The sequence below is a fragment of the Sphingomonas sp. IC-11 genome (genome assembly GCF_021043365.1).
Lineage (GTDB): Bacteria > Pseudomonadota > Alphaproteobacteria > Sphingomonadales > Sphingomonadaceae > Sphingomonas.
Genome location: NZ_JAJNDU010000004.1, coordinates 200794 through 226318, shown reverse-complemented (window position 1 = coordinate 226318; position 25525 = coordinate 200794). Strand labels below are relative to the sequence as shown.

Annotated in this window: 20 protein-coding genes, 3 tRNA genes and 3 pseudogenes; 13 read left to right on the top strand and 13 right to left on the bottom strand. The window is 65.2% G+C overall.

The features are described 5' to 3' along the window. Positions 1 to 38: 38 nt before the first annotated feature. A tRNA-Met gene (locus LQ954_RS13470) sits at positions 39 to 115 on the bottom strand. Positions 116 to 181: 66 nt separating this feature from the next. Beyond that, the gene (gene rimO / locus LQ954_RS13465; RefSeq protein WP_227772664.1) at positions 182 to 1510 is read right to left on the bottom strand and encodes a 30S ribosomal protein S12 methylthiotransferase RimO; all 1329 of its coding nucleotides are present in this window, start codon (positions 1508 to 1510) and stop codon (positions 182 to 184) included. Positions 1511 to 1628: 118 nt separating this feature from the next. On the opposite strand from rimO, the gene LQ954_RS13460 reads away from it, so the two are divergent. After that, entirely contained in the window at positions 1629 to 2732 is a 1104-nt protein-coding gene (locus LQ954_RS13460; protein ID WP_231023568.1) for an anhydro-N-acetylmuramic acid kinase, read from the top strand. A gap of 29 nt (positions 2733 to 2761) precedes the next feature. On the opposite strand, the gene LQ954_RS13455 is transcribed toward LQ954_RS13460, so the two are convergent. From LQ954_RS13455 to aroA, 8 genes are all read right to left on the bottom strand, one after another. After that, a complete protein-coding gene (locus tag LQ954_RS13455) occupies positions 2762 to 3184 on the bottom strand; it encodes a DUF4112 domain-containing protein (protein WP_227772662.1) in 423 nt (140 codons plus the stop codon). Positions 3185 to 3190: 6 nt separating this feature from the next. After that, a complete protein-coding gene (locus LQ954_RS13450; protein WP_231023567.1) occupies positions 3191 to 4570 on the bottom strand; it encodes an ABC transporter substrate-binding protein in 1380 nt (459 codons plus the stop codon). Positions 4571 to 4629: 59 nt separating this feature from the next. Then, a tRNA-Leu gene (locus tag LQ954_RS13445) sits at positions 4630 to 4716 on the bottom strand. Between the two features lie 47 nt (positions 4717 to 4763). Further along, positions 4764 to 5042: an integration host factor subunit beta gene (locus tag LQ954_RS13440; RefSeq protein WP_227772660.1), complete on the bottom strand. Its 279-nt coding sequence runs from the start codon at positions 5040 to 5042 to the stop codon at positions 4764 to 4766. A 182-nt stretch (positions 5043 to 5224) separates the two neighbouring features. Beyond that, on the bottom strand, positions 5225 to 6940 hold the full coding sequence (gene rpsA / locus LQ954_RS13435) for a 30S ribosomal protein S1 (protein WP_231023565.1): 1716 nt from the start codon (positions 6938 to 6940) through the stop codon (positions 5225 to 5227). A gap of 300 nt (positions 6941 to 7240) precedes the next feature. Then, positions 7241 to 7867: a (d)CMP kinase gene (cmk, locus tag LQ954_RS13430; protein ID WP_227772658.1), complete on the bottom strand. Its 627-nt coding sequence runs from the start codon at positions 7865 to 7867 to the stop codon at positions 7241 to 7243. Further along, positions 7864 to 8838: a proline iminopeptidase-family hydrolase gene (locus LQ954_RS13425; protein ID WP_231023563.1), complete on the bottom strand. Its 975-nt coding sequence runs from the start codon at positions 8836 to 8838 to the stop codon at positions 7864 to 7866. Before LQ954_RS13425 ends, cmk begins: the two co-directional genes overlap by 4 nt. Next, positions 8829 to 10169: a 3-phosphoshikimate 1-carboxyvinyltransferase gene (gene aroA, locus LQ954_RS13420; RefSeq protein WP_231023562.1), complete on the bottom strand. Its 1341-nt coding sequence runs from the start codon at positions 10167 to 10169 to the stop codon at positions 8829 to 8831. Before aroA ends, LQ954_RS13425 begins: the two co-directional genes overlap by 10 nt. 110 nt (positions 10170 to 10279) lie before the next feature. Between aroA and LQ954_RS13415 the strand changes: the two genes are divergently transcribed. From LQ954_RS13415 to LQ954_RS13405, 3 genes are all read left to right on the top strand, one after another. Continuing rightward, positions 10280 to 10603, top strand: a complete 324-nt coding sequence (locus LQ954_RS13415) for a TIGR02300 family protein (RefSeq protein WP_227772655.1) — start codon at positions 10280 to 10282, stop codon at positions 10601 to 10603. A gap of 94 nt (positions 10604 to 10697) precedes the next feature. Continuing rightward, positions 10698 to 10773 (top strand) — tRNA-Ala (locus LQ954_RS13410). 508 nt (positions 10774 to 11281) lie between these two features. Continuing rightward, positions 11282 to 13795 (top strand): TonB-dependent receptor plug domain-containing protein, encoded by a 2514-nt coding sequence (locus LQ954_RS13405; protein WP_231023561.1) that lies wholly within the window; start codon positions 11282 to 11284, stop codon positions 13793 to 13795. Between the two features lie 93 nt (positions 13796 to 13888). Here the strand turns inward: LQ954_RS13405 and LQ954_RS13400 are convergent, their stop codons facing one another. Then, the gene (locus LQ954_RS13400; protein WP_269142314.1) at positions 13889 to 14809 is read right to left on the bottom strand and encodes a LysR substrate-binding domain-containing protein; all 921 of its coding nucleotides are present in this window, start codon (positions 14807 to 14809) and stop codon (positions 13889 to 13891) included. A gap of 136 nt (positions 14810 to 14945) precedes the next feature. Here LQ954_RS13400 and metC point away from each other — a divergent pair, with 136 nt between their 5' ends. Genes metC through LQ954_RS13385 form a run of 3 tightly spaced genes read left to right on the top strand, consistent with a single transcriptional unit; the run spans position 14946 to position 18740 of the window. Beyond that, entirely contained in the window at positions 14946 to 16172 is a 1227-nt protein-coding gene (gene metC / locus LQ954_RS13395) for a cystathionine beta-lyase (RefSeq protein WP_231023559.1), read from the top strand. 40 nt (positions 16173 to 16212) lie between these two features. Next, a complete protein-coding gene (locus LQ954_RS13390) occupies positions 16213 to 17424 on the top strand; it encodes a threonine synthase (protein ID WP_231023558.1) in 1212 nt (403 codons plus the stop codon). After that, positions 17421 to 18740: an APC family permease gene (locus LQ954_RS13385; protein ID WP_231023556.1), complete on the top strand. Its 1320-nt coding sequence runs from the start codon at positions 17421 to 17423 to the stop codon at positions 18738 to 18740. The genes LQ954_RS13390 and LQ954_RS13385 overlap by 4 nt, the downstream gene beginning before the upstream one ends. Positions 18741 to 19187: 447 nt before the next feature. Here the strand turns inward: LQ954_RS13385 and LQ954_RS13380 are convergent, their stop codons facing one another. Further along, entirely contained in the window at positions 19188 to 20267 is a 1080-nt protein-coding gene (locus tag LQ954_RS13380; protein WP_231023555.1) for a hypothetical protein, read from the bottom strand. Here LQ954_RS13380 and LQ954_RS13375 point away from each other — a divergent pair. The 4 genes and pseudogenes from LQ954_RS13375 to LQ954_RS13360 all read left to right on the top strand — a co-directional run. Continuing rightward, positions 20257 to 20841: a TraC family protein gene (locus tag LQ954_RS13375; protein ID WP_231023554.1), complete on the top strand. Its 585-nt coding sequence runs from the start codon at positions 20257 to 20259 to the stop codon at positions 20839 to 20841. The genes LQ954_RS13380 and LQ954_RS13375 overlap by 11 nt on opposite strands. Then, a pseudogene (locus tag LQ954_RS13370) lies at positions 20730 to 21164 on the top strand (TraU family protein); the annotation flags it as partial. The gene LQ954_RS13375 and the pseudogene LQ954_RS13370, both read left to right, overlap by 112 nt. Continuing rightward, complete coding sequence (gene trbC / locus LQ954_RS13365; protein WP_231023553.1) at positions 21164 to 21916, top strand: type-F conjugative transfer system pilin assembly protein TrbC; 753 nt, start codon at positions 21164 to 21166, stop codon at positions 21914 to 21916. The pseudogene LQ954_RS13370 and the gene trbC, both read left to right, overlap by 1 nt. Continuing rightward, positions 21913 to 23619: pseudogene (locus tag LQ954_RS13360) on the top strand (conjugal transfer protein TraN); the annotation flags it as partial. The gene trbC and the pseudogene LQ954_RS13360, both read left to right, overlap by 4 nt. On the opposite strand, the pseudogene LQ954_RS13355 reads toward LQ954_RS13360, so the two are convergent. Further along, positions 23619 to 24023: pseudogene (locus tag LQ954_RS13355) on the bottom strand (conjugal transfer protein TraH); the annotation flags it as partial. The pseudogenes LQ954_RS13360 and LQ954_RS13355 sit on opposite strands and share 1 nt — an antisense overlap. Here LQ954_RS13355 and LQ954_RS13350 point away from each other — a divergent pair. Next, positions 24016 to 24771 carry a hypothetical protein gene (locus tag LQ954_RS13350; protein WP_231023552.1) on the top strand — a complete coding sequence of 252 codons (756 nt, stop codon included), beginning with the start codon at positions 24016 to 24018 and terminating at the stop codon, positions 24769 to 24771. The pseudogene LQ954_RS13355 and the gene LQ954_RS13350 overlap by 8 nt on opposite strands. 168 nt (positions 24772 to 24939) lie before the next feature. Continuing rightward, the gene (locus LQ954_RS13345; RefSeq protein WP_085809863.1) at positions 24940 to 25518 is read left to right on the top strand and encodes a recombinase family protein; all 579 of its coding nucleotides are present in this window, start codon (positions 24940 to 24942) and stop codon (positions 25516 to 25518) included. The last annotated feature ends 7 nt before the right edge of the window (positions 25519 to 25525 follow it).

The following is a 25525-nucleotide window of genomic DNA, read 5'->3' as shown; positions in this document are numbered from 1 at the left end:
GGGCTGTCCGCCGCCGCAATGCTACGATCTTGAAGAAATGGTAGCGGAGGAGGGACTTGAACCCCCGACACGCGGATTATGATTCCGCTGCTCTAACCAGCTGAGCTACTCCGCCCCAAGGGCATTCACCGCGGCTTTTCCGCCGGGCGAGGCGCGCCTGATAGCAGCGCTTTCGCCGGGGTCAAGCGGGAACGCCAAAGAGATCGTGTTCGTCGGCATCCTCGATGGTCACGCGCACGATATCGCCCTCGGAAAGATGGCCGGCATCGCGCAGGTGAACTTCGCCGTCGATCTCCGGCGCATCGGCATAGGAACGGCCCGAAGCGCCGTCTTCGCCGACTGAATCGATGATGACCTCCATCGTGCGGCCGATCTTCGCCTGCAGCTTGGCAGCGCTGATGGCGGCCGTTCGCTCCATGATGCGGGCGTAGCGCTCCTCCTTGACCTCTTCGGGTACCTGATCGGGAAGAGCATTCGCGCTGGCGCCCTCGACCGGTTCGAACCGGAACGCGCCGACCCGATCAAGCTGTGCCTCGTCCAGCCATTCGAGCAGATAATTGAAGTCCGCTTCGGTTTCGCCGGGGAAGCCGACCACGAAGGTGGAGCGGATGGCGATGTCCGGACACACCTCGCGCCAGGCACGCAGACGAGCCAGAACCTTTGCGTCGTTCGCCGGCCGCTTCATGGCGCGCAGCACATTGGGTGCCGCGTGCTGGAACGGGATATCGAGATACGGGAGCACCAGCCCTTCCGCCATCAGTGGGATCACCTGATCCACGTGCGGATATGGGTAGACGTAGTGGAGGCGGACCCACGGCGCGATCTTCCCCAGCTCACGCGCGAGATCGGTCATGTGCGCGCGCACCTCGCCGCCGCCCTTCAGCGGGTAAGCGGCGTGGCGCAGGTCCAGCCCGTAGGCCGACGTGTCCTGGCTGATGACCAGCAGCTCCCTGGTGCCAGCCGCGACAAGCTTTTCCGCCTCGCGCAGGATCGCATCGGGACGCCGGCTGGCGAGATCGCCGCGCAACGACGGGATGATGCAGAAGGAGCAGCGATGATTGCAGCCCTCCGAAATCTTCAGATAGCTGTAGTGCCGCGGGGTCAGCTTCAGCCCGGCGTCAGGCACGAGGTCGATATAGGGCGACAGGTTGGCCGGGGCGGCATCGTGCACCGCTTCAACCACCTGCTCATATTGATGAGCCCCAGTGATCGCGAGAACGCCCGGAAAGCGCGCCCGGATCGTCTCGGCCTCATTGCCCATGCAGCCGGTGACGATAACGCGACCGTTTTCCGCGATCGCTTCGCCGATCGCCTCGAGGCTTTCCTCCTTGGCGGAGTCCAGGAAGCCGCACGTGTTGACGAGCACGACATCTGCGCCCGCGTAATCGGGCGACATCTGATAGCCGTCAGCACGCAGCTGAGTGAGGATGCGTTCGCTGTCGACCAAGTTCTTGGGACAGCCGAGCGACACCATGCCCACGCGGGGCGGTGTAGGAAGACGTGTTGCCATGAGTGCGCGCGCACATAGTGCGGGACGGGCCGATTTGCCATATGCTCGCCGAATCAATCATCTTGCGCTAATCGTTGGCGCCTCGCAGGGGCGCGGGGAGTAGCGTGGGGGTTGTGCGATGCTGGCGATCGGGCTGATGTCCGGGACGTCACTCGATGGAGTGGACGCGGCGCTGATCGAAACGGACGGGGAGCGATTCGCCCGCCCGATCGCTTTTCGCGGCGAGGCCTATTCAGACGCCGCCCGAGCGCAGCTTGCCGCTGCAACGGCGCTGGCGCTAACCTTTGAACGACCACGCGCCAATCCCGAGGTGATGGCCGCGGCTGATCTTATCGCCCGCACGCATGTGCTTGCCGTGCAGAAACTGCTGCGGGACGCGGGACTGCGCGCAGGAGAGGTCGACGTGATCGGCTTTCACGGGCAGACCGTCGCTCATCGCCCGGATCGTCGCTGGACCTGGCAGATCGGCAATGGCCAGGCGCTTGCCGACGCGACCGGCATTGCCACTGTGGCGGATTTCCGCAGCGCAGACGTGGCAGCCGGCGGGCAGGGGGCACCATTGCTGCCGGTGTACCATGCGGCGCTCACGGCGGGTCTGGAGCGGCCGCTCGCGGTGCTGAACCTGGGCGGCGTCGCGAACATCACCTGGATCGGAGGCGACGGCACTCTGGTCGCCTTCGATACCGGTCCGGCCAACGGCTTGATCGACAGCTGGGTGGAAGCGGAAACGGGCGCGCGGTTCGATGCGGATGGGGCGCTTGCGGCTGCCGGGCGGGTGGACGAGGCGGTGCTGACGGCGATGCTGGATCACCCGTTTTTCGCTCAGCCAGCCCCCAAGTCGCTGGACCGCAACGACTTCACGATCCAGCCGGCCCGCGGCCTCAGCCCAGCCGACGGTGCGGCAACGCTGACCGCCTTCACTGCCGCCACGGTGGCGGAGGCGTTCCTGTTGCTGCCGGCACGACCCGAACGACTGCTGGTCGCCGGCGGCGGGCGGCACAATCCCGTCATGCTCCGGATGATTGCGGAGAAAGTTGGCCTGGCCCCCGAGCCGGTCGACAGCCTGGGATGGAACGGCGACGCGATCGAGGCCGAAGGCTTCGCCTATATGGCCGTGCGAACGCTGAAGGAGCTGCCGATTTCATTCCCCGGCACGACGGGCGCGCCGCAGCCGATGACGGGCGGGGTGGTGCACCAGCCGCAAGCGCGCGCCGAGGCCTGAGCGCCGCCTGCGCGGCAGCGAGGGAAGCGTCAGCGATCGACGGTGACGGTGGCCGGATGGTGCCGGTCGAGGTGACGCTTGATCGTCTTCAGGTTGCGGCTGTTCGAGCGGAAGAAGAAATCCGCGGCGTCGCCGACGATTGGCACGAGGCCCAGCATCGCGTCGAAGCCCACACGCGCGCCCATTCGGGTGAGCTGGAGCTTGCTCATGCCCAGGTTCCGCGCCTCCCACACGATATAAGCGCCCATGGCGGCGGCAACGGCATCACCAATCACCGGGACAAAGCCGAGCAGCACGTCGAGCCCGACCTTGCGGTTCAACCCTGGCACGGTGACCATGCCCTCCAGCAACTGCTCCATCGCTTCCACGCGGCGGCGGATGGAGGCCGGATCACGACCGAGCGGCAGGTTTGCCATATGGTCGGGAGCTGGACGGAAATGGGCGTTGGGCATGACGAATCAATTGGGGTCTCGGCGAACCCCGTTCAACGGGTGCCAAGCCCGCTCATTCGCCTGCCAGGTGCGGAGACGCGGCGCGACCAGGGACCAGCGCAGCGGCCGGGCGAGCGGCACAAAGGCGATATCTTCAGCAAGGAGCCGGTCCGCCGCGGCAATGGCCCGCGCACGTTCGGCGAGCGACGGCGCCATGCGTGCAGCTTCGATCGCCTGCGAGGCGCCCTCGCTGCAGGGCTGGCAGGCGTGGCCAAGGTACCACCGGCCGCTGTCGAAAGGCGCCACCGCATCGATCAGGCGCAGATCCGCTTCAGCGTCCCATGCCACTCGAATAGGCCGGATTCCGACCGCGTAGAGATCCGCGGCGATGCGCGCCCAGAGCAAGGTGCCGCCCGCGCTGGCCGGCAGCGCGATCCGGACCGTGGGGTTCTCATTCCCCGCACCAACCCATGCATCGACACGCGCACGTGCCGTCGCGCGCCGATCCGCGGCCGGCACGGCTTGCCACGGGGCCTTGGCGGGCGGGCTGGCGGAATCAAGCGCCGCGGGCAGCAAGTCCTCGGCAGGCTGCCAATCAGCGGTGAAAGCTTGAACCAGCGCCGCGCGATCGATCGCCAGCGCGAGCGCGCCTCGGTTCTCCGGCGTGGCGAGAAAGCCTTCTGGGCGCACGATGGCGAGGCCGAACAGGCCAGCGGCGGGATCGAGCCGGACCTCTGCCGCGTCGATGCCCGCGGCGGTGAGCAGTGGCCATTCTCCCACCGTGCCGCCGGTGAACAGATCGGACCGGCGCGCAGCGAAGCGCGCAACCCCGGCGGCGGGCCGCTCCGCGATCAACAGCACGTCGTCCTCGGGCTGTGGATCTTCCTGTTCATCCGCCGCACGGTTGGGATCCGGGATCGGGCGCAGCCGCGTGACCTGTCCGATCTTGCCGACCACCTGCATCGGGCCACTGCCAATGCCACGAACTGGATGGATGATGGCCATGTCGGGCTGCGCAAAGAGTTTCAACAGGTCAGGCCGCGGCCGGGCCAGTTCGACCTGGATCACCTCTGGCGTCATTTCGACGATTGAATCTAGCGCCGTCAGATAGGGAGCGAGGGGATTGCGCGCACGCTGTTGCAGCCGGCGGCGCAGGATTGCGACAACCTCTGCAGCGCGCATCGGCCGACCATCCGCCCAGGATGTATCGCGCAGGCGGAAAATATAGGTGCGCCCCTCGTCCGTGACGATCCAGCGTTCGGCCACACCGGGGACGATCTGGCCGGCAGCGTCGAAGCGAACAAGTCCCTGTGCGGCGCTGTCGGTGAGCAACCGGCGCGCCATGTCGTCGTCGGCGATCGGGGCTAGGGACAGGCGCGGCTGGGAGCCGTTCGCGCTGACGATCACCGGCCCCACATCGGGCCGCCGCTCACATCCGGAAGCCGCAAGGGCCAAGGCGAGAGTGATGGTGCGGACGGCGGGACTCGAACCCGCACGCCTATACAGGCAGAAGATTTTAAGTCTCCGGCGTCTACCGATTCCGCCACGTCCGCGCATCACAAGCGCCGAAAAGCGGCACGGAGGCGCCGCCGTCAAGCGCTCAGACGTTCAAACGCTGGCGCATTTCCTTGCCGGGCTTGAAATAGGGCACGCGCTTTGCCGTCACTTCAACGACTTCGCCAGTGCGAGGATTGCGGCCCGTGCGGGCATCGCGAGCGCGCGTGGAAAAGGCGCCGAAGCCGCGCAGCTCAACGCGGCCGTTTTCGGCCAGGCGGCGCACGATCTCATCGAAGAAGGTGGAAACGATTGCCTCGACCTCGCGCACCGACAGACCAGGATTGGTCTCTGCCAGATGCTGCACCAGTTCCGATCGGATCATTTGCCCCGCCCTTGATGTGCCACGGAACCGTCGTGGCGCGTGATCGCCTTAATACAGGTAAAGTTCGCGCGGAATAGGACCGAAACGCGATTATCGACCGAAAGAATGGTTTATACCGCAAAAAAGAAGGGCCGGGCGGCTGATGCCACCCGGCCCCTTTGGCCCGGTACCGGGCCGTCGCATTACTGCTTGTTCTGACGGGCCTTCAGCGCCTCGCCAAGAATGTCGCCCAGCGACGCGCCCGAGTCGGACGAGCCATACTGCGCCACAGCCTGCTTCTCTTCGGCGATCTGCATCGCCTTGACCGAGAAGGTCGGCTTCTTGGAACGATCGAAGCCAGTAACCATCGCGTCGAACTTCTGGCCGACCTGGAAACGCTCCGGACGCTGCTCGTCACGGTCACGGCCAAGATCGGTGCGCTTGATGAAGCCAGTGGCGCCATCGTCCCCGGCCTGCACTTCGAGCCCAGCGTCGCGGACTTCGAGAACGGTGACGGTGATGACCTGGTTCTTGCCCAGACGGTCGCCGGCCGCAGCCGAACCGCCAGCCACCGGTGCGCCGCGCTCCAGCTGCTTCATGCCGAGGCTGATGCGCTCCTTCTCGGGGTCGACGTCAAGCACGATCGCCTGAACCGTCTCGCCCTTGCGGTGCAGGTTGAGCGCGTCCTCGCCCGAAACACCCCATGCGATGTCGGACATGTGGACCATGCCGTCGACGTCGTTGTCGAGGCCGATGAAGAGACCAAACTCGGTGGCGTTCTTGACTTCGCCCTCGACGGTCGAACCGACCGGATGCTCGGCAGCGAAGCGCTCCCACGGGTTCTGCTGCGCCTGCTTCAGGCCCAGCGAGATACGACGCTTGTCGGCGTCGACCTCGAGCACCACCACGTCGACTTCCTGCGAGGTCGACACGATCTTGCCCGGGTGGACGTTCTTCTTGGTCCACGACATTTCGCTGACGTGCACCAGGCCCTCGATGCCCGGCTCCAGTTCGACGAACGCACCATATTCGGTGATGTTCGTGACGCGGCCCGAAAGCTTCGCGCCGACCGGATACTTGACCGACGCGCCATCCCACGGATCGCTCTCGAGCTGCTTCATGCCCAGCGAGATGCGCTGCGTGTCCTTGTTGATGCGGATGATCTGCACCTTCACGGTGTCGCCGATGTTGATCATCTCCGACGGGTGCTGGACGCGCTTGTAGGAGAGGTCGGTGACGTGCAGCAGGCCGTCGATGCCGCCCAGGTCCACGAACGCGCCGTAGTCGGTGATGTTCTTCACCACGCCTTCGATGATCTGGCCCTCGGCCAGGCTCTGGATCAGGCCCGAACGCTGCTCGGCGCGAGTCTCTTCCAGAACGGCGCGACGCGACACGACGATGTTGCCGCGCTTGCGGTCCATCTTCAGGATCTGGAACGGCTGCGGGATGTCCATCAGCGGCGTGACGTCACGCACCGGACGGATATCGACCTGCGAACCCGGCAGGAAGGCCACGGCGCCGTTCAGGTCGACGGTGAAGCCGCCCTTCACGCGGCCGAAGATCACGCCTTCAACGCGCGCGGTCTTGGCGAACTCGGTCTCCAGCTTGTCCCATGCAGCTTCGCGGCGTGCGCGGTCGCGCGACAGCATCGCTTCACCGTGCATGTTCTCGACGCGGTCGACATAGACTTCGACTTCGTCACCGATCTTCAGCTCGGCCTTCTGACCCGGCGCCGGCGCGAATTCGCGCAGCGGCACGCGGCCTTCGCTCTTCAGGCCGACGTCGATGACGGCGAGGTCATTCTCGATGCCGGTGACGGTGCCGAGCACCACGCGGCCCTCGAAGCTGTCGGCGCCGCCGAACATGTCATCGAGCATTGCCGCGAAATCGTCACGCGTGGGATTTGGCTGAGTTGCCATAAAAGTGGTTTGTCCTAGTCAGTTCGTTTCCGGCCAAGCGGTTGGTTCCGCTGGTCTTGGCCATCACCGCCACACCGGCCGCACGCCGGGGCAGCATCAGGCGAATTGGGGAGCGAGGGCCTCGACGCGCTTACGCGAAAAGGGCGCGAGAGGGCTGTCCCCCTGCGCCATGCCTCCGCGAGCCCCAGCCCGCCGGACGGCGCGCCATACTGCAAAGTGCCCTCTGGAGCAAGGCAGGCCGGGGCCCCGCAGGGCGCAAACTCCCTGAGAGACCCGGAAAAACGGACGTCGACGTTGTTTTTAATCGCGGCGGCGGCGCGACTCGACTAGGCCAATTGCCTTTTCGATCGACGCTTCGATCGACAGGAAGCTGGTATCCAGCAGTGCGGCATCCGGCGCGAGGACAAGCGGCGCGGTGGAGCGTGAGCTGTCGCGCTGATCCCGGGCGCGAATGTCGGCCAGCACCTGATCGAACGTGACCGTGGACCCACGGCTTTGCAGTTCGGCATGGCGGCGTCGTGCCCGGATCGTCGGGGTGGCCCGGACGAACAGCTTGGCGTCCGCGTCGGGCGCGATCACGGTGCCGATGTCGCGGCCGTCGAGAATGGCGCCGCCCTCCTGATGGGCGAACCGTTTCTGCCGTTGCAGCAGGGCGGCCCGAACAAGGGGGTGGGCCGAGACGACGGACGCGAGCTTCCCGATCTCGTCCTCGCGAAGCACCGGATCGGCCAACGTGAGCTCGTCAAAGTCGCAAGCGGCGACGGCATCCGCTTCCCGGGTGGGATCGAAGTCGAGCCGCTTCACCGTGGCCGCGACTGCGCGGTACAGGAGGCCGGTGTCCAGGTGCGGCAGGTTATAGTGTTTCGCCAGCGCCCGGGCGATCGTGCCCTTGCCGGAGGCGGCGGGTCCATCAACGGCGATGATCATGCGATGGCATCCTGGCGCGCCAGCCAGCCGCGAAGCAGGGCAATGGTTTCCGCCGGGCGATCATTGAACAGCCCGTGCGCAGCGCCGGGAACGACAGCGAATTCCGCGTCGGGTACCCGGCCGGCAAAGGCGCCCGTGGTAATGGGGCGGGCCTCGTCGTACTGGCCACAAAGGAACAAGGTACGCTTTCCTTCCAACTGGGCGAGCAACGGCTCGCCGTCATAATCCTTTAGCGTGCCGGTGGAGACGAATTCGCTCGCACCCCACATCGCCTGATACATGCGCCGGTTGCCGCGCACGTCCCGACCATAGGCTGCGACATCCGCTGCTGCCGGCATTCGCCGATTGAAGGCGGCGTAGAAGGCCCGCGTGGGCGCATCGCAAGCTGCCGGCGGCTCGGCAAGGGTGAGTGCGCCGCAGCGCTGCAGTTCATCACGAATAGTCGGCGGCAGGTTTGCGATCAGCGCCTTGGCATCCGCCAGCCAGCTGCGCGTTGAGATCAGCGGGCTTGCGAGGGCAAGGCCGAGGAGCGCGGCGGGGCGGCGGGCGCCATATTCCAGCGCGACCGTTCCACCCCAACTGGCGCCCAATACGTGCCAGCGTGCGACGCCCAGAGCTGAGCGGATCGCCTCCAGTTCATCGACGAAGCGGGACACGCGCCAGTTCGCGGGATCATCGGGGCGGTCGGAACGGCCGGTATCCAGTTGGTCATAGAGGATCACGGCCCGCTCATCCGCAAGCGGCAGCGCCTCCAGGAAGCTGGCGTGGGTGCCGCCGGGCCCGCCATGGATCATCACGATCGGCGCCCGGCGCGCGGACAGACCGCCGTTGACGCGAACATAGACGCGGCCGCCCGGCACCGGCACCATCAATTCGCGGGTGGGGCGTTCGAGCGCACGGGCAAGCGCCGGTGCGGCGATCAGGCTCGCCCCGGCGCCGGCAATCAACGATCGGCGGTCGATCAGCCCCAAGTAGCCTGTCCCCCCAGCGTATCCAACAGGTCGAAAAAGCTGGGAAAGCTTGTCGCGACCGGGCTCGCATCATCGATGGTGATCGCGGTGCGCGCGTGAAGTCCAGCGATCGCCATGCTCATTGCGATACGATGATCAAGTTTCGAGGCGACCTGCGCGCCGCCGGCAATCGGCTCCCCACCGCTGCCGTCGATCGTCAGCCCGTCCTCATGCTCCTCACACGGCACGCCGTTCGCCACGAGCGCTGCCTTCATGACGGCAATTCGGTCCGACTCCTTGACGCGCAGTTCATCCGCGCCGCGTGCGATCGTTCGCCCTTGCGCAAAGGCGGCAGCCACGAACAGCGCCGGATATTCGTCGATCATCGAAGGGGCGAGGTCGTGCGGCACGTCGATGCCGGTCAAGGGTGCGTGACGCACCCGCAAGTCGGCGACCGGCTCTCCGCCAACGACGCGCGGATCGAGCTCCACGATGTCCGCTCCCATGAGGCGCAGCGCTGTTACCAGACCGGCGCGGGTGGCGTTCAGCCCGACATTCTCGATCACGACGTCGCTACCGGGCACGATGGTGGCCGCGACCATCCAGAAGGCCGCCGAGGAGGGGTCGCCCGGCACGACGATGGACTGCGGTTTCAGATCGGCCTCGCCGACGATGGCGATCGTCCGGCCGCCTTTATTCACCTCTACCGAGATGTTCGCGCCAAACCCCTCCAGCATCCGTTCGCTGTGATCGCGCGTGGCGATTGGCTCGATCACGCGAGTGATGCCGGGGGTGTTGAGCCCGGCGAGCAGCACCGCGGATTTCACCTGCGCCGAAGCGACCGGCAAGGTGTAAGTGATCGGCACGGCCGGGCAGAGGCCCCGCACCATGAGCGGCAGGCGGCCGCCGGGCGAGGCCGTGATCTCGGCACCCATGGTAGAAAGCGGATCGATGACGCGCTTCATCGGACGCGACGACAAGGAGGCGTCACCGACGAAGGTAGCAGTGATCGGATGGCTGGCAACCAACCCCATCAGCAGCCGTGTCGAGGTGCCTGAATTGCCCATGTCGAGCGCGGTTTCGGGCTGCAGCAGTCCGCCTACGCCGACGCCATGCACGCGCCAGATACCGTCGTCGCTGCGTATGATTGTCGCGCCCATTGCGCGCATGGCAGCCGCCGTGGCCAGCACGTCCTCCCCCTCGAGGAGGCCTTCGATGCGGCTTTCCCCCACGGCTAGTGCCGACAGCATCAGGGCGCGATGGCTGATCGACTTATCACCGGGGACGCGGATCCGCCCCTGCAAGCGGGATGCGGGATGGACCGTGACGGAGCGGGGGAGGGGATGCGCCATTGCGCGCCGCGCCTTGCCAGCGGGGTTGCGCTATGGCAAGGCGCCCACCACTTCGCAGGCTCAGGCTTTCTGAACCTGTTGATCCATCCATCCGAAAGGCACGAGACGGCATGATCAAGCCGGAATGGGGCACGAAGCGGACGTGCCCGAAATGCGCGACGCGTTTCTACGACCTGCAGAAGGACGAGCCCGTCACCTGCATCGAATGCGGCTTCGCCTGGGAGCCCGAACCGATCCTGAAGTCGAAGCAGCCGCTTCCCTTCGAGGCGAGCAAGTCCGAGAAGCAGGCCGCGGACAGCGACCTTGCTGGTGACGACGATACCGATCTGGTCGCGGACGAGGACGAGGAGCCCAGCGCTGACGACGAGGTTGATCTCGGCGGCGACGACGATCTGGGTGTGGAAACGTCCAACGACGACGACGAGAATAACTGATCGTCGAAAAAATTTCGGGTTTCGGCAGGCGGCCGTGAAAACGCCGCTTGCCAAGCCTGAAGCGCCCCGTTAGTGGGCGCCTTCCCAACGGAATGGGGCCGTAGCTCAGCTGGGAGAGCGTCGCAATGGCATTGCGAAGGTCAGGGGTTCGATCCCCCTCGGCTCCACCATTCTAAGTCTTTGTAAACGCTGGTAAGAACTGGACTAATTGCCGGCTGTGCCCATAGTGCTCGCCGGGTCTGGTATCGCGCTGGTATCGCAGCGAACGGTTCCGCCGGAAATGTGGACGGCGCATTCGATAGATCTTACCTCGTTAAACAAGCGGTCAGTTCGTGACCAGCGCCCACGTTATTGCGCGCCATTGAGCCATTTGGATGGTCGGGTCGCGGACAGTCTTCGTATAAATCCAGCTCGGCACCATTTCTGCGTCCTGTTCGGCGGGCATGGCCGGCACTCGTCCGCCCAGCGCTCGTCTGCCGCAGATCGGACTTAGAGGTGCTCGGCACCTCAAACGTGCGCCTACAGAAGGTCTAGGTCATAACAAGTCGGAATAGCCTTCTCCGAATACGCGATGACGTTCGATTTGTCCTTGGGGCGACCCTGCTTTCCTGATTAGCTCCGCAAGAGAGGGAATGACGCACTTCGGACGAGAGTGAACAGGGAAAAGGTGGAGCTGACATGAAGAGGCACAAGGCTCGACTGACATGTCGGCTGGCGACGGCCTCGCTGCTCACGATCGCGCTGGCGTGGCCTGCGCTCGCGCAGACGGCGACCGAAGGTCCGGCGGGCTCTCAAGGCGCGGAGGCCTCGACGAGCGCGGCTGAAGGTCAGGAGATCATCGTCACCGGCACGCGGCGGAACGACCTGACGGCTGCGGACTCGCCGACCCCGATCGACATCATCAGTTCTGCGGAGCTGCTCAACCAGGGCACCTCGGACGTCAACGACATCCTCCGTCAGGAGGTCCCCAGCCTCAACGTCCAGCGCTTCACGAGCAACGACGGGTCGGTCTTCACGCGGCCCTATAGCTTGCGTGGCCTGCCACCCGATCAGACGCTCGTGCTGGTCAATGGCAAGCGCCGCCATCGGGGCGCCACCGTGCAGCTGTCGAACATTCCTTATATTCGTGGCTCACAGGGTCCGGATTTGGCCACGATCCCCTCGATTGCGATCGGACAGCTCGAGGTGCTGCGCGACGGCGCCTCCGCCAATTACGGCTCCGACGCCATCGCCGGTGTGCTGAACTTCAGGCTCCGCACGGAGCGCGACGGAGCGACCGTCATCGCCCGCTACGGCCAGTTCTACGAGGGCGACGGCAAGGACTATCTGCTACAGGGCAATGTCGGCTTGCCCTTCACCGACCAGGGTTTCGTCAACATCAGCGCCGAATATAACCGGTCCGGGATCACGTCCCGCCAAAATCAGAGGCCCGACGCGCAGGCGCTGATCGACCAAGGGGTCCAAGGCGTGCCCGTGCCGGCGCAGCGCACAGGCAACCCCAAGGCGGAAGCGGCACGACTCTTCGTGAACGCCGGCGTCGACCTGAATGACGATATGAGCTTCTACTCGTTCGGCAATTACAGCTGGACGGCAGGTACGACGGCCTTTTTCTACCGCAACCCGGTTACCAACCCGCTGTTTGCAAGCGTCCCGCTGACCCAGACGCCGGGCGGGCCGCGCTTTACCTTCCGAACCCTCTTTCCGGGCGGCTTTTCGCCTGACTTCAGCGCGACCATTCGGGACGCGTCCCTGGTCGGCGGCCTGCGCGGCAATCTGGTGGGCGACCTCGCCTATGATCTGAGCAGTTCCTATGGCCGCAACAATGTCCGCTATCGAATCACCAATACCGTCAATCCCTCGCTTGGGCCCAACTCACCGACCGAGTTCCGCGCCGGCGAACTCGAGCAGCGCGAGCTCAACTTCAATCTCGATCTGACTTATCCGCTCGAGCTTGGGCTGGCCAAGCCTCTCAATCTGGCGGGCGGCCTCGAGTACCGGCGCGAGACATGGGAAGTCACGCCAGGGCAGCTCGAATCCTACCAGGTCGGGCCGTTCGCGTCGGTCCTGGACCCGGACACGCCCAACCCAACCGATCGCGTCGGCCTGCCCGCCGGATCGAGCGGATTCCCCGGCCTTGGTCCTCTCCAGGCCGGTACCTTCTCGCGCAACAACTGGGCGGCCTACGCGGCTCTGGAAGGAGACCTGACCGACTGGCTGAGCGGCGGCATTGCGGGGCGGTATGAGGATTTCTCGGACTTCGGCTCGACCTTCACATGGAAGGTGAATGGCCGTGTCGAGTTCTCGGACGCCATCGCCGTCCGTGGCTCCGTCAATACCGGCTTCAGAGCGCCGACGCCCGGTCAATCGAACGTCTCGTCGACTTTCGCCAACATCAATCCCTTGACGGGCGAGCCGTTCATCACGGGCATCGTGTCGCCGAGCAATCCGGTCGCGCTGCTGTTCGGCGCACGGCCGTTGCGGCCGGAAAAGTCCTTCAACATCGCTGCGGGCGTCGTCTTCACGCCCATGCGCAGGCTGACGCTCACCATCGACTATTTCAACATCAAGGTGGAGAACCGCATCGGGCTGTCGGGCGGCTTCACGCTCACCCAAGCGCAGAAGAACCAGCTGATCGCCGCTGGCATTCCCGGCGGCGGCGATTTCCAGACGATCCAGTTTTTCGGCAATGCCTTCGACAGCCGTACGCAAGGCTTTGACGCCGTACTGACCTACCATTTCGGACTGTTCGACGGCGACGCAACCTTCGGTGCCAACGTGAACTACACGAAGAACCGCGTCATCCGGGCGGGTCCGCTGATCACCGGAGACCGCGAGAGGCTGCTCGAGCTGGAGAATTTCGTCCCCGACTGGAAGGGCAATCTGTCGTTCAACTACCAGGGAGAGCGTCTGGGCTTCTCGACCACCGCCAGCTACTACGGCAAGTGGACGGACTATGGTCCGAACCTCGCGAACGACCAGACGGGCGGGGCCGAGATCCTTGTGGACGCGGAGCTCTCTTACAAGCTGACGGACGCCTTCACCCTGGCGGTCGGCGGCAGCAACATCTTCGACAACTACCCGGACCGCGAGGTCCGGCCGGCCCAGCTGATCAACGGCTTCAAATATCTGCGCTTCTCGCCCATCGGGTTCAACGGCGGCTTCTGGTACGTCCGGGGCACGGCGAAGTTCTAAGCCGTGATGCTGTTGCGCCGTGATCCCTGGCGGGCAGGTCGCCGCGCCTGCTCGCCCCGTCCGCTGCGCAGGCTGTCCCGACGACAGTCGAGCTCAGCTGACCGGTTCTCCGAACGCCCCGTCTGCGATCATGGCATCCCGAACGGCTTCCATTGTTGCGATCAGCGCCAGCGCATTCTGCGACAGCGGCCGCAGGGCGGGGGTGTAGAGCAGATACTCGAACTCGATCCGCGGCTTGAACGGGCGGATGAGGAGTCCCTGTCTCAGGAAGTCCACCGCCGTCGCCGGATTGACGATCGAGCAGCCCACGCCCTGGGTGACCAGGCTGCAATGCGTGATGGCATATTGCGTCTCGACGACCAGGTCGCGCTCGATGCCGGCGTCCTCGAAGATGCGGTCGATGCGGCGTCGGGTCTGGTCGCCGAGCATGAGCGAAATGAACGGCTCTCCGGCCAGGTCCTGCGGCTCTATGATGCTCTTGGCGGCGAGCCGGTGTCCGGGCGGGAGCACGCAGGCGCCGACCGAGCGGAGGAACACGCTCGAGGAAACGCCTGGGACTTCGTGGGCTCGCGTGGCGAGTCCCACATCGAATTGCTGGTTGGCGACGAGCTGGCGCACCGTGGCCGATCCGTGCGTGTAGAGCCGAATGACGACGTTCGGGTGCTCGCGGCGAAACTCGGAAAGAACCTTGGGCATGAAGCTGAAGGAGAGGGCGGGCAGGGCAGCGACGTGCAGATTGCCCGACGAGAGGTTCCGGATGTCGTTTGCCGCGCGTTTCAGGGCATCGACACCCATGAAGCTTCGTTCGACCTCGTGGTAGAAATAGCCCGCTTCGGGCGTGACCGTCAGCGCGCTGCCTTTCGACCGCACAAAGAGACGAAAGCCGATCGCATATTCCAGGTCGGCGATCAGCTTGCTCACCGCCGGCTGCGACAGGTGCATCACCTGCGCCGCCTGCGTCACCGAGCCGGTCAGCATGACCGCGCGAAAGGCTTCGAGCTGCCGAAGATTCATGAGTCAGATTTCCTGGTCATCGGTCCAGGGTATGACCCCAATAAGAAAAGGAGAAGCGCGGAATGACCCCGAAGGACCGATCACATCTGCCGCATCGCCGGGCCCGCTACACATTTGGTGCGGGCACAGTGGCGCGATGAGCGAAGGTTCATCTCAGGAGACAGGAGCCCCCTCCGCCGCCGATGCGCCGGTCACTCGGCTGGTTCATGCCAGCTCGCCTTCGGCCCGTACGGCGGGTCTCCTGAACCCGCCGGTCCACCGGGCGTCCACGATCCTTTATGACACGGTCGAGGAGTATGTGGCGCGGCACAGCCGGCTCTATGACGAGGTCATCTACGGCCTCTACGGCACCGAGACCGGCTTCGCGCTCGCAGCGGCAGTGGCCGAGCTCGAGCGGGGTCACAAAACGGTCGTCACATCGTCCGGCACGTCCGCCATTTCGCTCAGCCTCTCCGCCTTCCTGAAGGCGGGGGATCATCTGCTGATCATCGACACAGCCTATCGCTCCACCCGGCGCTTCTGCGACGAAGTTCTGGCCGGCTATGGGGTCGAGGTCTCCTACTTCGCTCCGGATGTCGGCGGCGCGATCGCCGATTTGCTGCGTCCGAACACCCGGATGGTGTTCTTGGAGACGCCCGGCTCGCTCACCTTCGAGATGGCCGATATCCGCGCGATCACGGACGTGACGCGCGCCCGTGGCGTGGTGACGGCGATCGACAACACCTGGGCCACGCCGCTGCTGTTTCGGCCGATCGAGCATGGCGTGGATGTCTCGATTGCGGCGGCCACGAAATATCTGTCGGGCCATTCCGATGTGATGCTCGGCACGATGACGGCCAGCACCGACGCCATATTCAGGCGGCTCAAGGATAGCGCGGCCCGCTGGGGCAATGTTGCGAGCGCCGACGATTGTTATCTGGTTCAGCGCGGGCTGCGAACGCTGGACGTCAGGCTAGAGCGGCACCAGCGAACCGCGCTCGCGCTCATTGACTGGTTGGGCCGGCAGCCGGAGGTGCGCAAGGTCCTGTATCCAGCGCTCCCCAGCGACCCAGGTCACGCGATCTGGAAGCGGGATTTCTCCGGCGCGTCAGGCCTGTTCGGGCTGGTCCTCGATCCGATGACTTCCGAGCAGACCTCGGCCTTCTTCAACGAGCTGCGCCTGTTCAAGATGGGCGCGAGCTGGGGGGGCTTTGAGAGCCTGATCGTGCCCGCCTGGCCGGCACCGGTGCGCAGTTGCGGCAGCGTGGGGGAGGGCTCGCTGCTGCGCGTGCATGCCGGGCTCGAGGCGGTCGACGACCTCCTCAAGGATCTGAACGCCGCCTTTGGCCGTCTGCGAGCCACCCCCTTAAGGAGTTCGCAGTGACGATCGTCTCTCCATTGCAAGACAAGGCAGTTCAATCCTCATGATCGGCGATGTCGATACGGCAGCATCAGCGTCCAAGCGCCTCTCGCCGGGCCTCAATCCGGAGCTGCTCGGCTTCACCTGCATCAGCTGCGGCACTGAATATCCGGTCGAGGACTATTTCGAAGGCTGTCCGCGGTGCCTGGTGCGAAACGCTCCTGCGAGCCTTACGCCAAGATACGCCTCCGAGCCGTCGGTCGTGGCCGACCAAAGCCGCTTGCGCATGCAGCGTTACGCCCATTGGCTGCCTTATCGCTCCTGGGTCTCGCTTGGGGAGGGGGGAACATCATGCTTGAGCTTCCCGTCCCTTGCCGACGAGGTGAAGGCCAAGACCGTCTACATCAAGAATGAAGGGCAGAACCCCAGCGGGTCGCACAAGGATCGGGTCAGTTGCCTGACCGTCACTCGAGCGGCCGACGCGGGCTATGACAGGATCGTCGCTGCCTCGAGCGGCAATGGCGGGGCCTCGCTCGCGCTTTATGCGGCGGCGGCTGGCCTCAGATGCTGCATAGTGTCCACGCCTTTCCTGTCGCCGATCTTCAGGCAAGCCATCGAGATGACGGGTGCCGAGCTCCTGACGGTTGAAGACAGTCTCGAGCGATGGACTCTGATCGCGGGGATGGCGCGCAACGAGGGATGGTTCCCTGCGACCAACTATCTGAATCCTCCGGTCGGGAGCAATCATTTCGGGCTTCCCGGCCTCGCTACTATCGCGTTTGAACTGTTCGAGGAGCTTCGGGGCGAGCCGCTGGACGCGGTGCTGGTGCCGACCTCGCGCGGAGACCTCATCTGGGGTCTCTATGTCGGTTTCAGTCAGCTCAAGCGGCTGGGGCATGTTCGACGCCTGCCGCGGCTCTATGCCGTCGAGCCTTACCCGCGCATTCAGCGCGTGCTTGAAGGGGAAGCGGTGACAGGCTCGTTTCCGGGTGCGACGGCCATGACGTCGATTGGCGGTTCGACAGTCACCTATCAGGCCGTTCAGGCGATCCGCGCCAGCGGCGGAGGCGCGGTCGTCGTCGACGAGCAGTCGGTCATGCGCGATCAGACCAGGCTCGCACACCATGGCTGCTATGCGGAGCTGTCGTCTGCAGCCAGCCTCACCGGCCTTGAGAAGCTGATCGCCGAAGGCAAGTTGTCGAGCGGTGAGACCGCCGTCCTGATCGCAACCTCGAACGGGTACAAGGACACGCCAGCCGCGGGGACGTTGGCGTGACGGAGCCCCGCACCCAGGAGTCGCTGCTCCGCCGCGAGATCGGGCGGCTCGGCGTCGCGACGATTGCGATGAACGGCATCATCGGATCGGGCATTTTTGCGCTGCCCGCCGTGGCGATCGCCCAGGCAGGCTATTTCAGCGCCTGGGTGTTCCTGCTGTGCGGGATCCTCATCCTCTCGGTTGCGCTGTCTCTGGCGAGGGCCGCGAGCTTCTTTGACATCACCGGCGGCCCGACCGTCTACACGACGCACGCCTTTGGCGCCTTTGTCGGGTTCCAGACGGGCCTGCTCATTTACGTGAGCCGTGTCGCCGCCATCGCCGCGAGCGCCAATCTGATCGTCAGCTATGCTGCAGGCCTGTGGGCGCCGCTTGGAAGCGGGCTGCCGAGGGCACTCGGCGTCTGCGCCTATGTCCTTCTCGTCACCGTGCTGAACGCCGCTGGCGTGCGGGCGGGAATGGCCGCGGTGTACCTCATCAGCGTGCTCAAGCTCGCGCCGCTCGTGCTGTTGATGCTCATCGGTCTACCGTCTGTGGAGTGGGGCCTTGTCGCCGGCGCTCCGGTCATCGGCAGCGGCGCTCTGGGCGAGACGATGCTCGTCCTCATGTATGCGTTCATCGGGTTCGAATTCAGCCTGATCAATGCCGGCGAAACCCGGAACGCGCGGTCCGCCATTCCCAAGGCTCTGGTCGGCACGGTGCTGGCGGTCGCTCTTTGCTATACGATCATCCAGCTTGTCGTCGTCTCGGTCGGGCCCGACCTCGGCGGCAGCGATGCACCATTGATCGATATCGCGAGGCGGCTGATGGGCCCGGCCGGTGCCGTCCTTCTCGGAATGGGCGTTGTGTTCTCTGTTGGCGGCGGCAGCCTCACTTCCTTCATCACGGCGCCCCGGCTAACTTTCGCCTTGGCGCGGGATGGAAGCCTGCCGGCCTGGTTCGGGCGGGTCAGCGAGAGAAATGGCGCACCGGTTAACTCCATCCTCTTCTGCGGCATCTTCAGTGTCGCCCTAGCGGTCGGACAACATTTTGTTTGGCTAATTGCGCTGAGCACGTTTGTTCGGCTTATCACCTATGCACTCTGCATAGCCGCGGTTCCAATAATTGAGCGCACTCTACCCGAGCAGGCGGGGCAGTTCCGTTTGCCCGGCAGGTTAACCATCCCCATATTTGGCTTTGTCCTGACCCTTTGGCTTATGATGCATTCTAAGCTTGGCCAGATGATGATCGCGGCGGCCATTGTCGCCATTGGCACGATCATCTACAAGGTCTCTTCGCGGCAACGTAAGCAATTGCCAGACGAACGCAGAACCAGCTAGCCCCGTCCGCTAAGCGCCACGCTTGGCGCTTGGGAAAGCCCAGATTGTTCATGCGGGAGCGGGACGTAGTCCGCTGCGCGGCAGTTCTTCGTTGTCTCGGCATGGCGAACCGACTTTGTCCGAACACTTTTCGGAGCTGCACGTGTGTGCGGTGCGTCCAATCTCCTCTGCTCCCACTTGTTACTTTGACCGGAACAGATGAGACGTATGTTCGACACATTAGCGACGAGTTAGTACCTGGATGCCAGAGAGATGGGTGCGCGCGCTGTTGCGTTGAGTGAAAAGGCAAAGGTGCAGCATTGCTTGTGTCGTGATCGCCTGATATATTCCACTGAGGCAGAGATAATATGAGAAGGCGGGTTGGACGGAGTATTGTCTACTTATCTGAGTGAGGTACCACTATTCTGGTCGCAATTATAAAGCATATCGGTGCAGGGTGGCGGCCATTCATGTAGGATGAGGACGATGCACACTCGTGTGTTCGTCGACGGCACGCCAGAAAACCTCTGTCGATGCGATGAACTCTTGCAGGTACTCGGGTCGCATGTGCGTGTAGTTTGCTCCGGACCCCTGCTCGCTGGAGTGACCCGCAGCTGCGTCGATCTGCGCTTGGGGTACACCCTGTCGCTGATGCCACGTGTGGATCGTATGCCGCAATGTGTTGGGCGAACCGATTGCTTGCAGCTTCGGTCGCCGCTCCTGATCACCAAGCTTCACGCGCGGCGGCAGCCATACCTTCCGACCGTCATCATCCACGGCTTGCTTGGCGAAGCCGAGATCCGGTCGGCGAGCATGCGCGTCCAGCAGCACGCCCCTGAAGGCGTTCCGGATCTCGTTGGTCGGCCGCTCGTAGAACTCTGGGGCGCCAGCAGCACGGGTACCCTCCGACGTGGGGACACGGTATCTGATCACCTTCCCCTTCACACCCTCTAGCCACGGCGCGAGGGTAGGGCAGATCGGCACGATCGATCGCCGCTTCCGGGTTTGCACGCGTCCGGGCCGGTTAAAGTAGATCAGCCCATCCCTGATCTGCGCGTCTGCATCGAGCTCGACGATGGCTTCCGTCCGGCCGTGCGTGCTGCAGTGGATGAGCGTGAACAGGTGCACGTGGCGTCGAGCCTCGTTCGCCCATGCTGCCTCAAGAATGACTGCGACCTGCTCGGGCGACCATTCCAGCTCCTTGCGGGCGTCCTTACCTTTCACGTCTTTGACGCGCGGGGCCGACGTGATGATCTCCTCCTTCAGCGCCCAGTTGATTGGGCCTCGCAGCGCAGCGAGATCACGACTGATCGTCGGCGGCGTTGCACCTTCGGCTCGCCGGAAGCCGATGAAGGCGTCGACGATGCGACCGTTGATGGCGCTCACGACAAGCGGGTCGGGTAGCTGGTTCTGCCGTCTGAGTTGATCCCAGAAGCGCTCCCAATTCAGCACCGAGTCCGCATAGCGGCGGCCATCTGACAGCTCGGATACATGACGCTCAAGCCATTGGGCGATCACCTCCTGCAGCAGGACCTCGGTGGGGGGCACGGGTGCTGAACTGACGAGCGCCGACCGCTTCGCCTTTCGCTCTAGGACGAACTCGGCGAGCCGTTCCTTCGCTGCTTCCGGTGCGCCCCGCTATGCCCGAGGTGGCGTCTACGAGCAGATCGCGCGAGCGCGCACCCAGTGCCTTTACGACCTCGTCTGGACCAGCGGGTCAGGCGGCGCGCCCTTCCATGCCCGCCATCACCAGCTGCTCGTCTCGGTCGGCGTGCCTTCGAGCGGCAGCACCACCAAGGACGAGCTCATCGCGGTCCGCGAGAGCCTTGTCGGCGTGCTGCGCTCGCTCGACGTGCCGGCGCTCGACATCGGGCCCGTCGAACTGATCGCGTTCGTCGACGACCTGACCTCGCCGACCACGGCGAGCGGCGACGACGCGGTCGACTACAACCCGCTCGACCCGATTGCCCACCAGGCGATCCGCCGCGATATCGAGCTCACCGTCGAGGAAACCCGCTGGCGCTCGCGGCCTGCGCCGCCGACTGCGTCGCGGCCACCGCCAAGCTGCCGACCGATCCTCTGTTCTGGTGCGCCGGCTGCCAGGGCACGATGTATCCCCTGAACGGCAACGTCGCCGCTTCGATCGGCCATGTGCAGGCCTCGCGGCTCGCGCTCGCCCGCTTTGCCTACAAGCTCCACCGCGAGCTCGTCGCCTGGGGCACGATGGGCAGCAAGGGTCTGTGCGGCAGCTACCTCATGCCGGTGATGCGGAAGCAGCAATATCGCTTCCAGGCCACCAACCCCAATCCGCAGACCGGCGGGCGCTACGCCTGCGCGCCAATCGGCGCGTCGACCACCTTCATGTCGGCCGGCCAGGTCTATCCCGCGATCGGAGAAGATATGGGCTATCTCGTCTGGCGCAAACGCAACTGTTGCGTGCTGTGATGCGGCGCCGTCTCCCACTTATCGCCGGCACCGCCGCCTTTACCGGCTTGCTGCTCGGCCTCGCCGCCGCCTCCGGCGCCCAGACCGTCGACGGCCTCGACCTCGCCAAGGTGCGCGCGCGGGCTAAGCTGTCGCCGCAGGAAGCCGAAGCGCTCACCAACGTCGTCGCCCGGCGCGGCGAGGCGCTCCGCCGGGAAGCCGCCGACAATGCGGCCTCGGCCCGCGCTGCCGCCACCCGCTACGCCTCGACCAAGACCAGCGGTGATCCGGCCGCGACCTTCGACTTCGACGGGATGGTCGCCGCTTCGGGCAAGCAGATGGAACCGGAGGACGCGCCGCGGCTGGTCGCGTTCGCCAGCCTGTCGATGCCGTCCGCTTCGCTCAAGGCGATGATCGCGGACGTCAGCAGGGCAGGCGGCGTGGTCGTGTTCCGCGGCTTGCCCGGCAACTCGGCCAGGACGTTCACGACCGCGCTTGCGAAGGTGCTGCCGCCCGGGGAGGTCAAGGCGGCGGTGGGCATCGACCCGCGGCTGTTCCGTGCCTTCGAGGTCGAGGCCGTGCCGGCTTATGTCGTGACCGCCACCGACTTCGACCTGTGTGACGGGTTCGACTGCCGCACGACGCTGCCGCCGCATGACCGCATCGACGGCAATGTCACGCTCGCACACGCGCTCGACACCTTTGCCCGCGGCGATGGTCCCGGTGCTCGCGTCGCGGCGCTCTATCGTGCCCGGCTGGGAGAGGCGCAGTGAGCCCGGCCCGCACCAGCCTGGGGCTCGCGCTCGCCCTGTTCGCCGCCGGCCTCGGTGCAGGCGGGGCGCTCGGCCAGAGCCAGACCGAAGCTGCACGCGCCGACGGCAAAGCGTTCGGCAGCGATGCGCTCGGCAAGGCGCAGGACGCGGCCAAGCCGGCGCCCACTGCCGATCGCATACCGGGCTTCGCCGGTACGCCCTCGCAATCGGCGCTATTCGACGATCCCGATGCGATCGCCGCCCAGGCGGCCTCGGCGGTGTCGAGCAACGAGGGCTATGCCACCGTCCGCTCCTCCCTCGACCGCCGGCCGCGCGTCGCAGTCGAGGACATCGAGGCGACGATCGCCCGCGGACGCGCCATCTCCGACGATCCCGCCACCTATGTCAGCGGCATGAGCGTCGCCGGCGGCCAGGGCAGCTGCCGCGAGCTGCCGCCCTCGACCGGTGCCAGCGGGACCTATGAGGCGACCTGCAACGACGGGGTCGCGCTGAAACAGCGGACGGCGAGCTGCACGATCCCGCTGGTCGTTTCTGTGATCAAGAAGACCGGCTATCGCTACTGGTGCAGCGCGTTCAACGCTGGCTTCAACCGCGTCGATGATTGCAGCCTGTTCGAGCAGGCGTCGTGCCAGCGCACCGGCTCGCACGAAGGTCGCTGCCTTCAAGGCTACAGCAAGCCGCCCTACCAATATTGCACCGAGCCCGGCGAGCCGGTCGAGGAGCTGCTCTGCGACGCGCCCGTGCCTGGCGCCACGCTCCGTGGCACCGAGACCCAGAGCAGCGTCGCCGAGCGCCGCGACGAGGGCGCCTGCGCGAGCCTCGCCGGCGACAGCGGCTGCGCGAGCACGGTGGAGACCTGCACCTCGAGCGATCCGGTGACCCGAGTGATCGATGGCGTCTCGGTGACGAAGCCGTGCTGGGCGTGGCAGCGGACCTACGACTGCCACAAGGCCGTACCGGCGCAGAACTGCGATGCGCTTGAGGCGAACAAGGACTGCCGGTTCGCGCGCGAGGAGTGCCTCACTGACGAGACGCCGTGCCCAACCCGCGAGCGGATCTACAGCTGCACAATCCCGGGCGGGCCGACGCCAGCCAAGCAATATGTCTGCGATGGCGACATCTACTGCGTCAACGGCGAGTGCGAGACGATCGACCGCCAGCCGAATGACGAGTTCAAGGACGCCGCGGTAGCGCTCAATGCCGCGGGTCAAGCCGGCAAGGAGTTCGATCCCGCCAAGCTGACGCTGTTCAAGGGTGAGCGCGACACCTGCCACTCCAAGGTGTTCGGCATTCTGAACTGCTGTGCGGGCAAGGCCTTCCCGCTGATCCCTTATTCGCAGCTGCTGGTGACGCTTGGCTGCGATCGCGAGGAGGTCCTGCTCCACCAGCGCGACGCCCAGGGTCTCTGCCACTATGTCGGCAGCTACTGCTCGGACAGCGTCTTCGGAATCTGCGTCACCAAAAAGAAGACCTATTGCTGCTTCGAGTCCAAGCTCAGCCGCATCCTGCAGGAGCAGGGCAGGGCCCAGATCAACAAGCCGTGGGGCAGTCCGAAGAAGGAGAGCTGCCAAGGCTTCACCATCGACGAGTTCGCCCGGCTCGACCTCAGCCGCATGGACTTCGCCGAAGTCTATGCCGAGTTCCAGGACGCGGCCAAGCTCCCCGATGAGCTCGGCACTGTCGCCACCCTGCAGCAGAAGATCGGCCACACCGACCCGACCAGCGCCTGCGCGGCCTCGCAGCTCGAGATGTTGAGGTTGTTCATGAGCTGCGCCTTCTGGGCGAACTCATCCATGACCTTCGAGCATTCGGGGCAGACAGTATCGATCGCGAGCTTGAAGGCGAAGCCGACCGCATTGTTCGCGACCGCCTTCAGCATGGCGACGATCTCGCTCGAGTTGATGAAGCTGAAGCTGCCCGCGAACAGGTCGATGCCGCCACAGCCGGCACGGGCCGAGGGCAGCTGCAGGTTGGCAAGGTTGGTCGTCTTCTGGGGAAAGCGCGTCCAGACGTTGCCGAGGCTGTAATAGCCTGCCGACTGGCCCTGAAAGGCGCTCGGGCCCGTCACGTTGGCGGCACCGCCCGCTTCGGCCACGAACTTGTCCATCGCGCCACCGACGTCGGCAGCCGCGGGGGCAGCCGGAAGCACCAGCGGCACGACGGCGCCGACGAGGCTCAGCGAGCAAGCCGCGCGTGCTGCGCTACGACAGCGCTCCGGCAGCCTGATCTATGCCAGCCTAGCGCAGGCGGTCGCGTCTGAGGTCGAGCCGTTCGCCCTAAGTGGGGCGACGATCGATCAGGATCAGCGGCGCGATCGACAACCGTACCTCAACGCTGAGCAGGCGCGTGGAATCATCGCTGAGGTCATCGAGGAGTACCGCAACGTCGCGGGCGTGACTCCCGACCGCCTCGTCCTTCATAAGACGTCGCGATATCAACCGGAGGAAGTGGAAGGTTTCCTAGAGGGCGCACGTGGAGCCGTGCCGAGTTGCGATCTGGTCTGGATCCGGCCCACGCCGTTCCGCCTCATCCGAAAGGGACATGAGGAGCCTTGGCGTGGCACGCTCTGCATCGTCGGAGACGAAACTTTCCTCTTCACCAGCGGCTTCGTGCCCTGGTGGAGCGAATATCCGGGCCCGCACATTCCCGCTCCGATCGAGATCGGGGCGGCGAACGCAACGGATCTTCGTCAGCGTGCCGTGGAGATCCTCGCCCTTTCCAAGATCAATTGGAACAGCAGCGAAGGCATGTCGCGCTATCCAGTGACCCTCTCGTTCGCGAAGAAGGTCGGACAACTCATGGTTGAGTTCCCGGAAGGTTATCGGCCGAACCCGTCGTACCGCTTCTACATGTAGTGGCGACCGGCGGTGGCGAGTGACACCAGTTCAGAGTTGTCTCGCAAACGATCGATTTTGATCCGCAGCCATGTGAGAACGTCTAGCAGGCGTGGCGCGTGTATCAAAACACATTCTCGATTGCGATCGGTCGTGTTAGGCACGTGAGATGAGTTTTGAGAAGGTGCCATGCTGATCGGCTACGCGCGGGTGTCGACCCCCGAACAGGATCTGACGCCGCAGCTCGACGCCCTGCGTGAAGCGGGGTGTGAGCGGACCTTCAGCGACAAGGCGAGCGGTGCGAAGGCGAACCGGATCGGCTTGGCCGAAGCCCTGTCACACGCTCGCGCCGGCGACGTGCTGGTGGTCTGGAAGCTCGACCGGCTCGGCCGAACGATGAAAGGCCTGGTCGACCTTGCGGCGGAGTTGGCGGACCGGGGCATCGGTTTCCGGTCGCTGACGGATGGCATCGATACCGCCGGCACCGCCGGCAAGCTCGTCTTCCACATCATGGCGGCGATGGCGGAGATGGAGCGGGACCTGAACCGCGAGCGCACGACGGCCGCACTGATGGTGGCGAAGCGCGAGGGCAGGGTAGGCGGCCGCAAGACAGTGATGACGCCCAAGCGGCTCGAGGCGGCCCGTAAGCTCCTGGCCTCCGGAATGCCGATGCGCGAGATCGCGCCGGCGATCGGCGTCTCGGTCCCGACGCTCTACCGCCACCTTCCCGCGCCGGAACAAGAGGCGATCAGCGCGGAAGGGGTATAGCACCGAC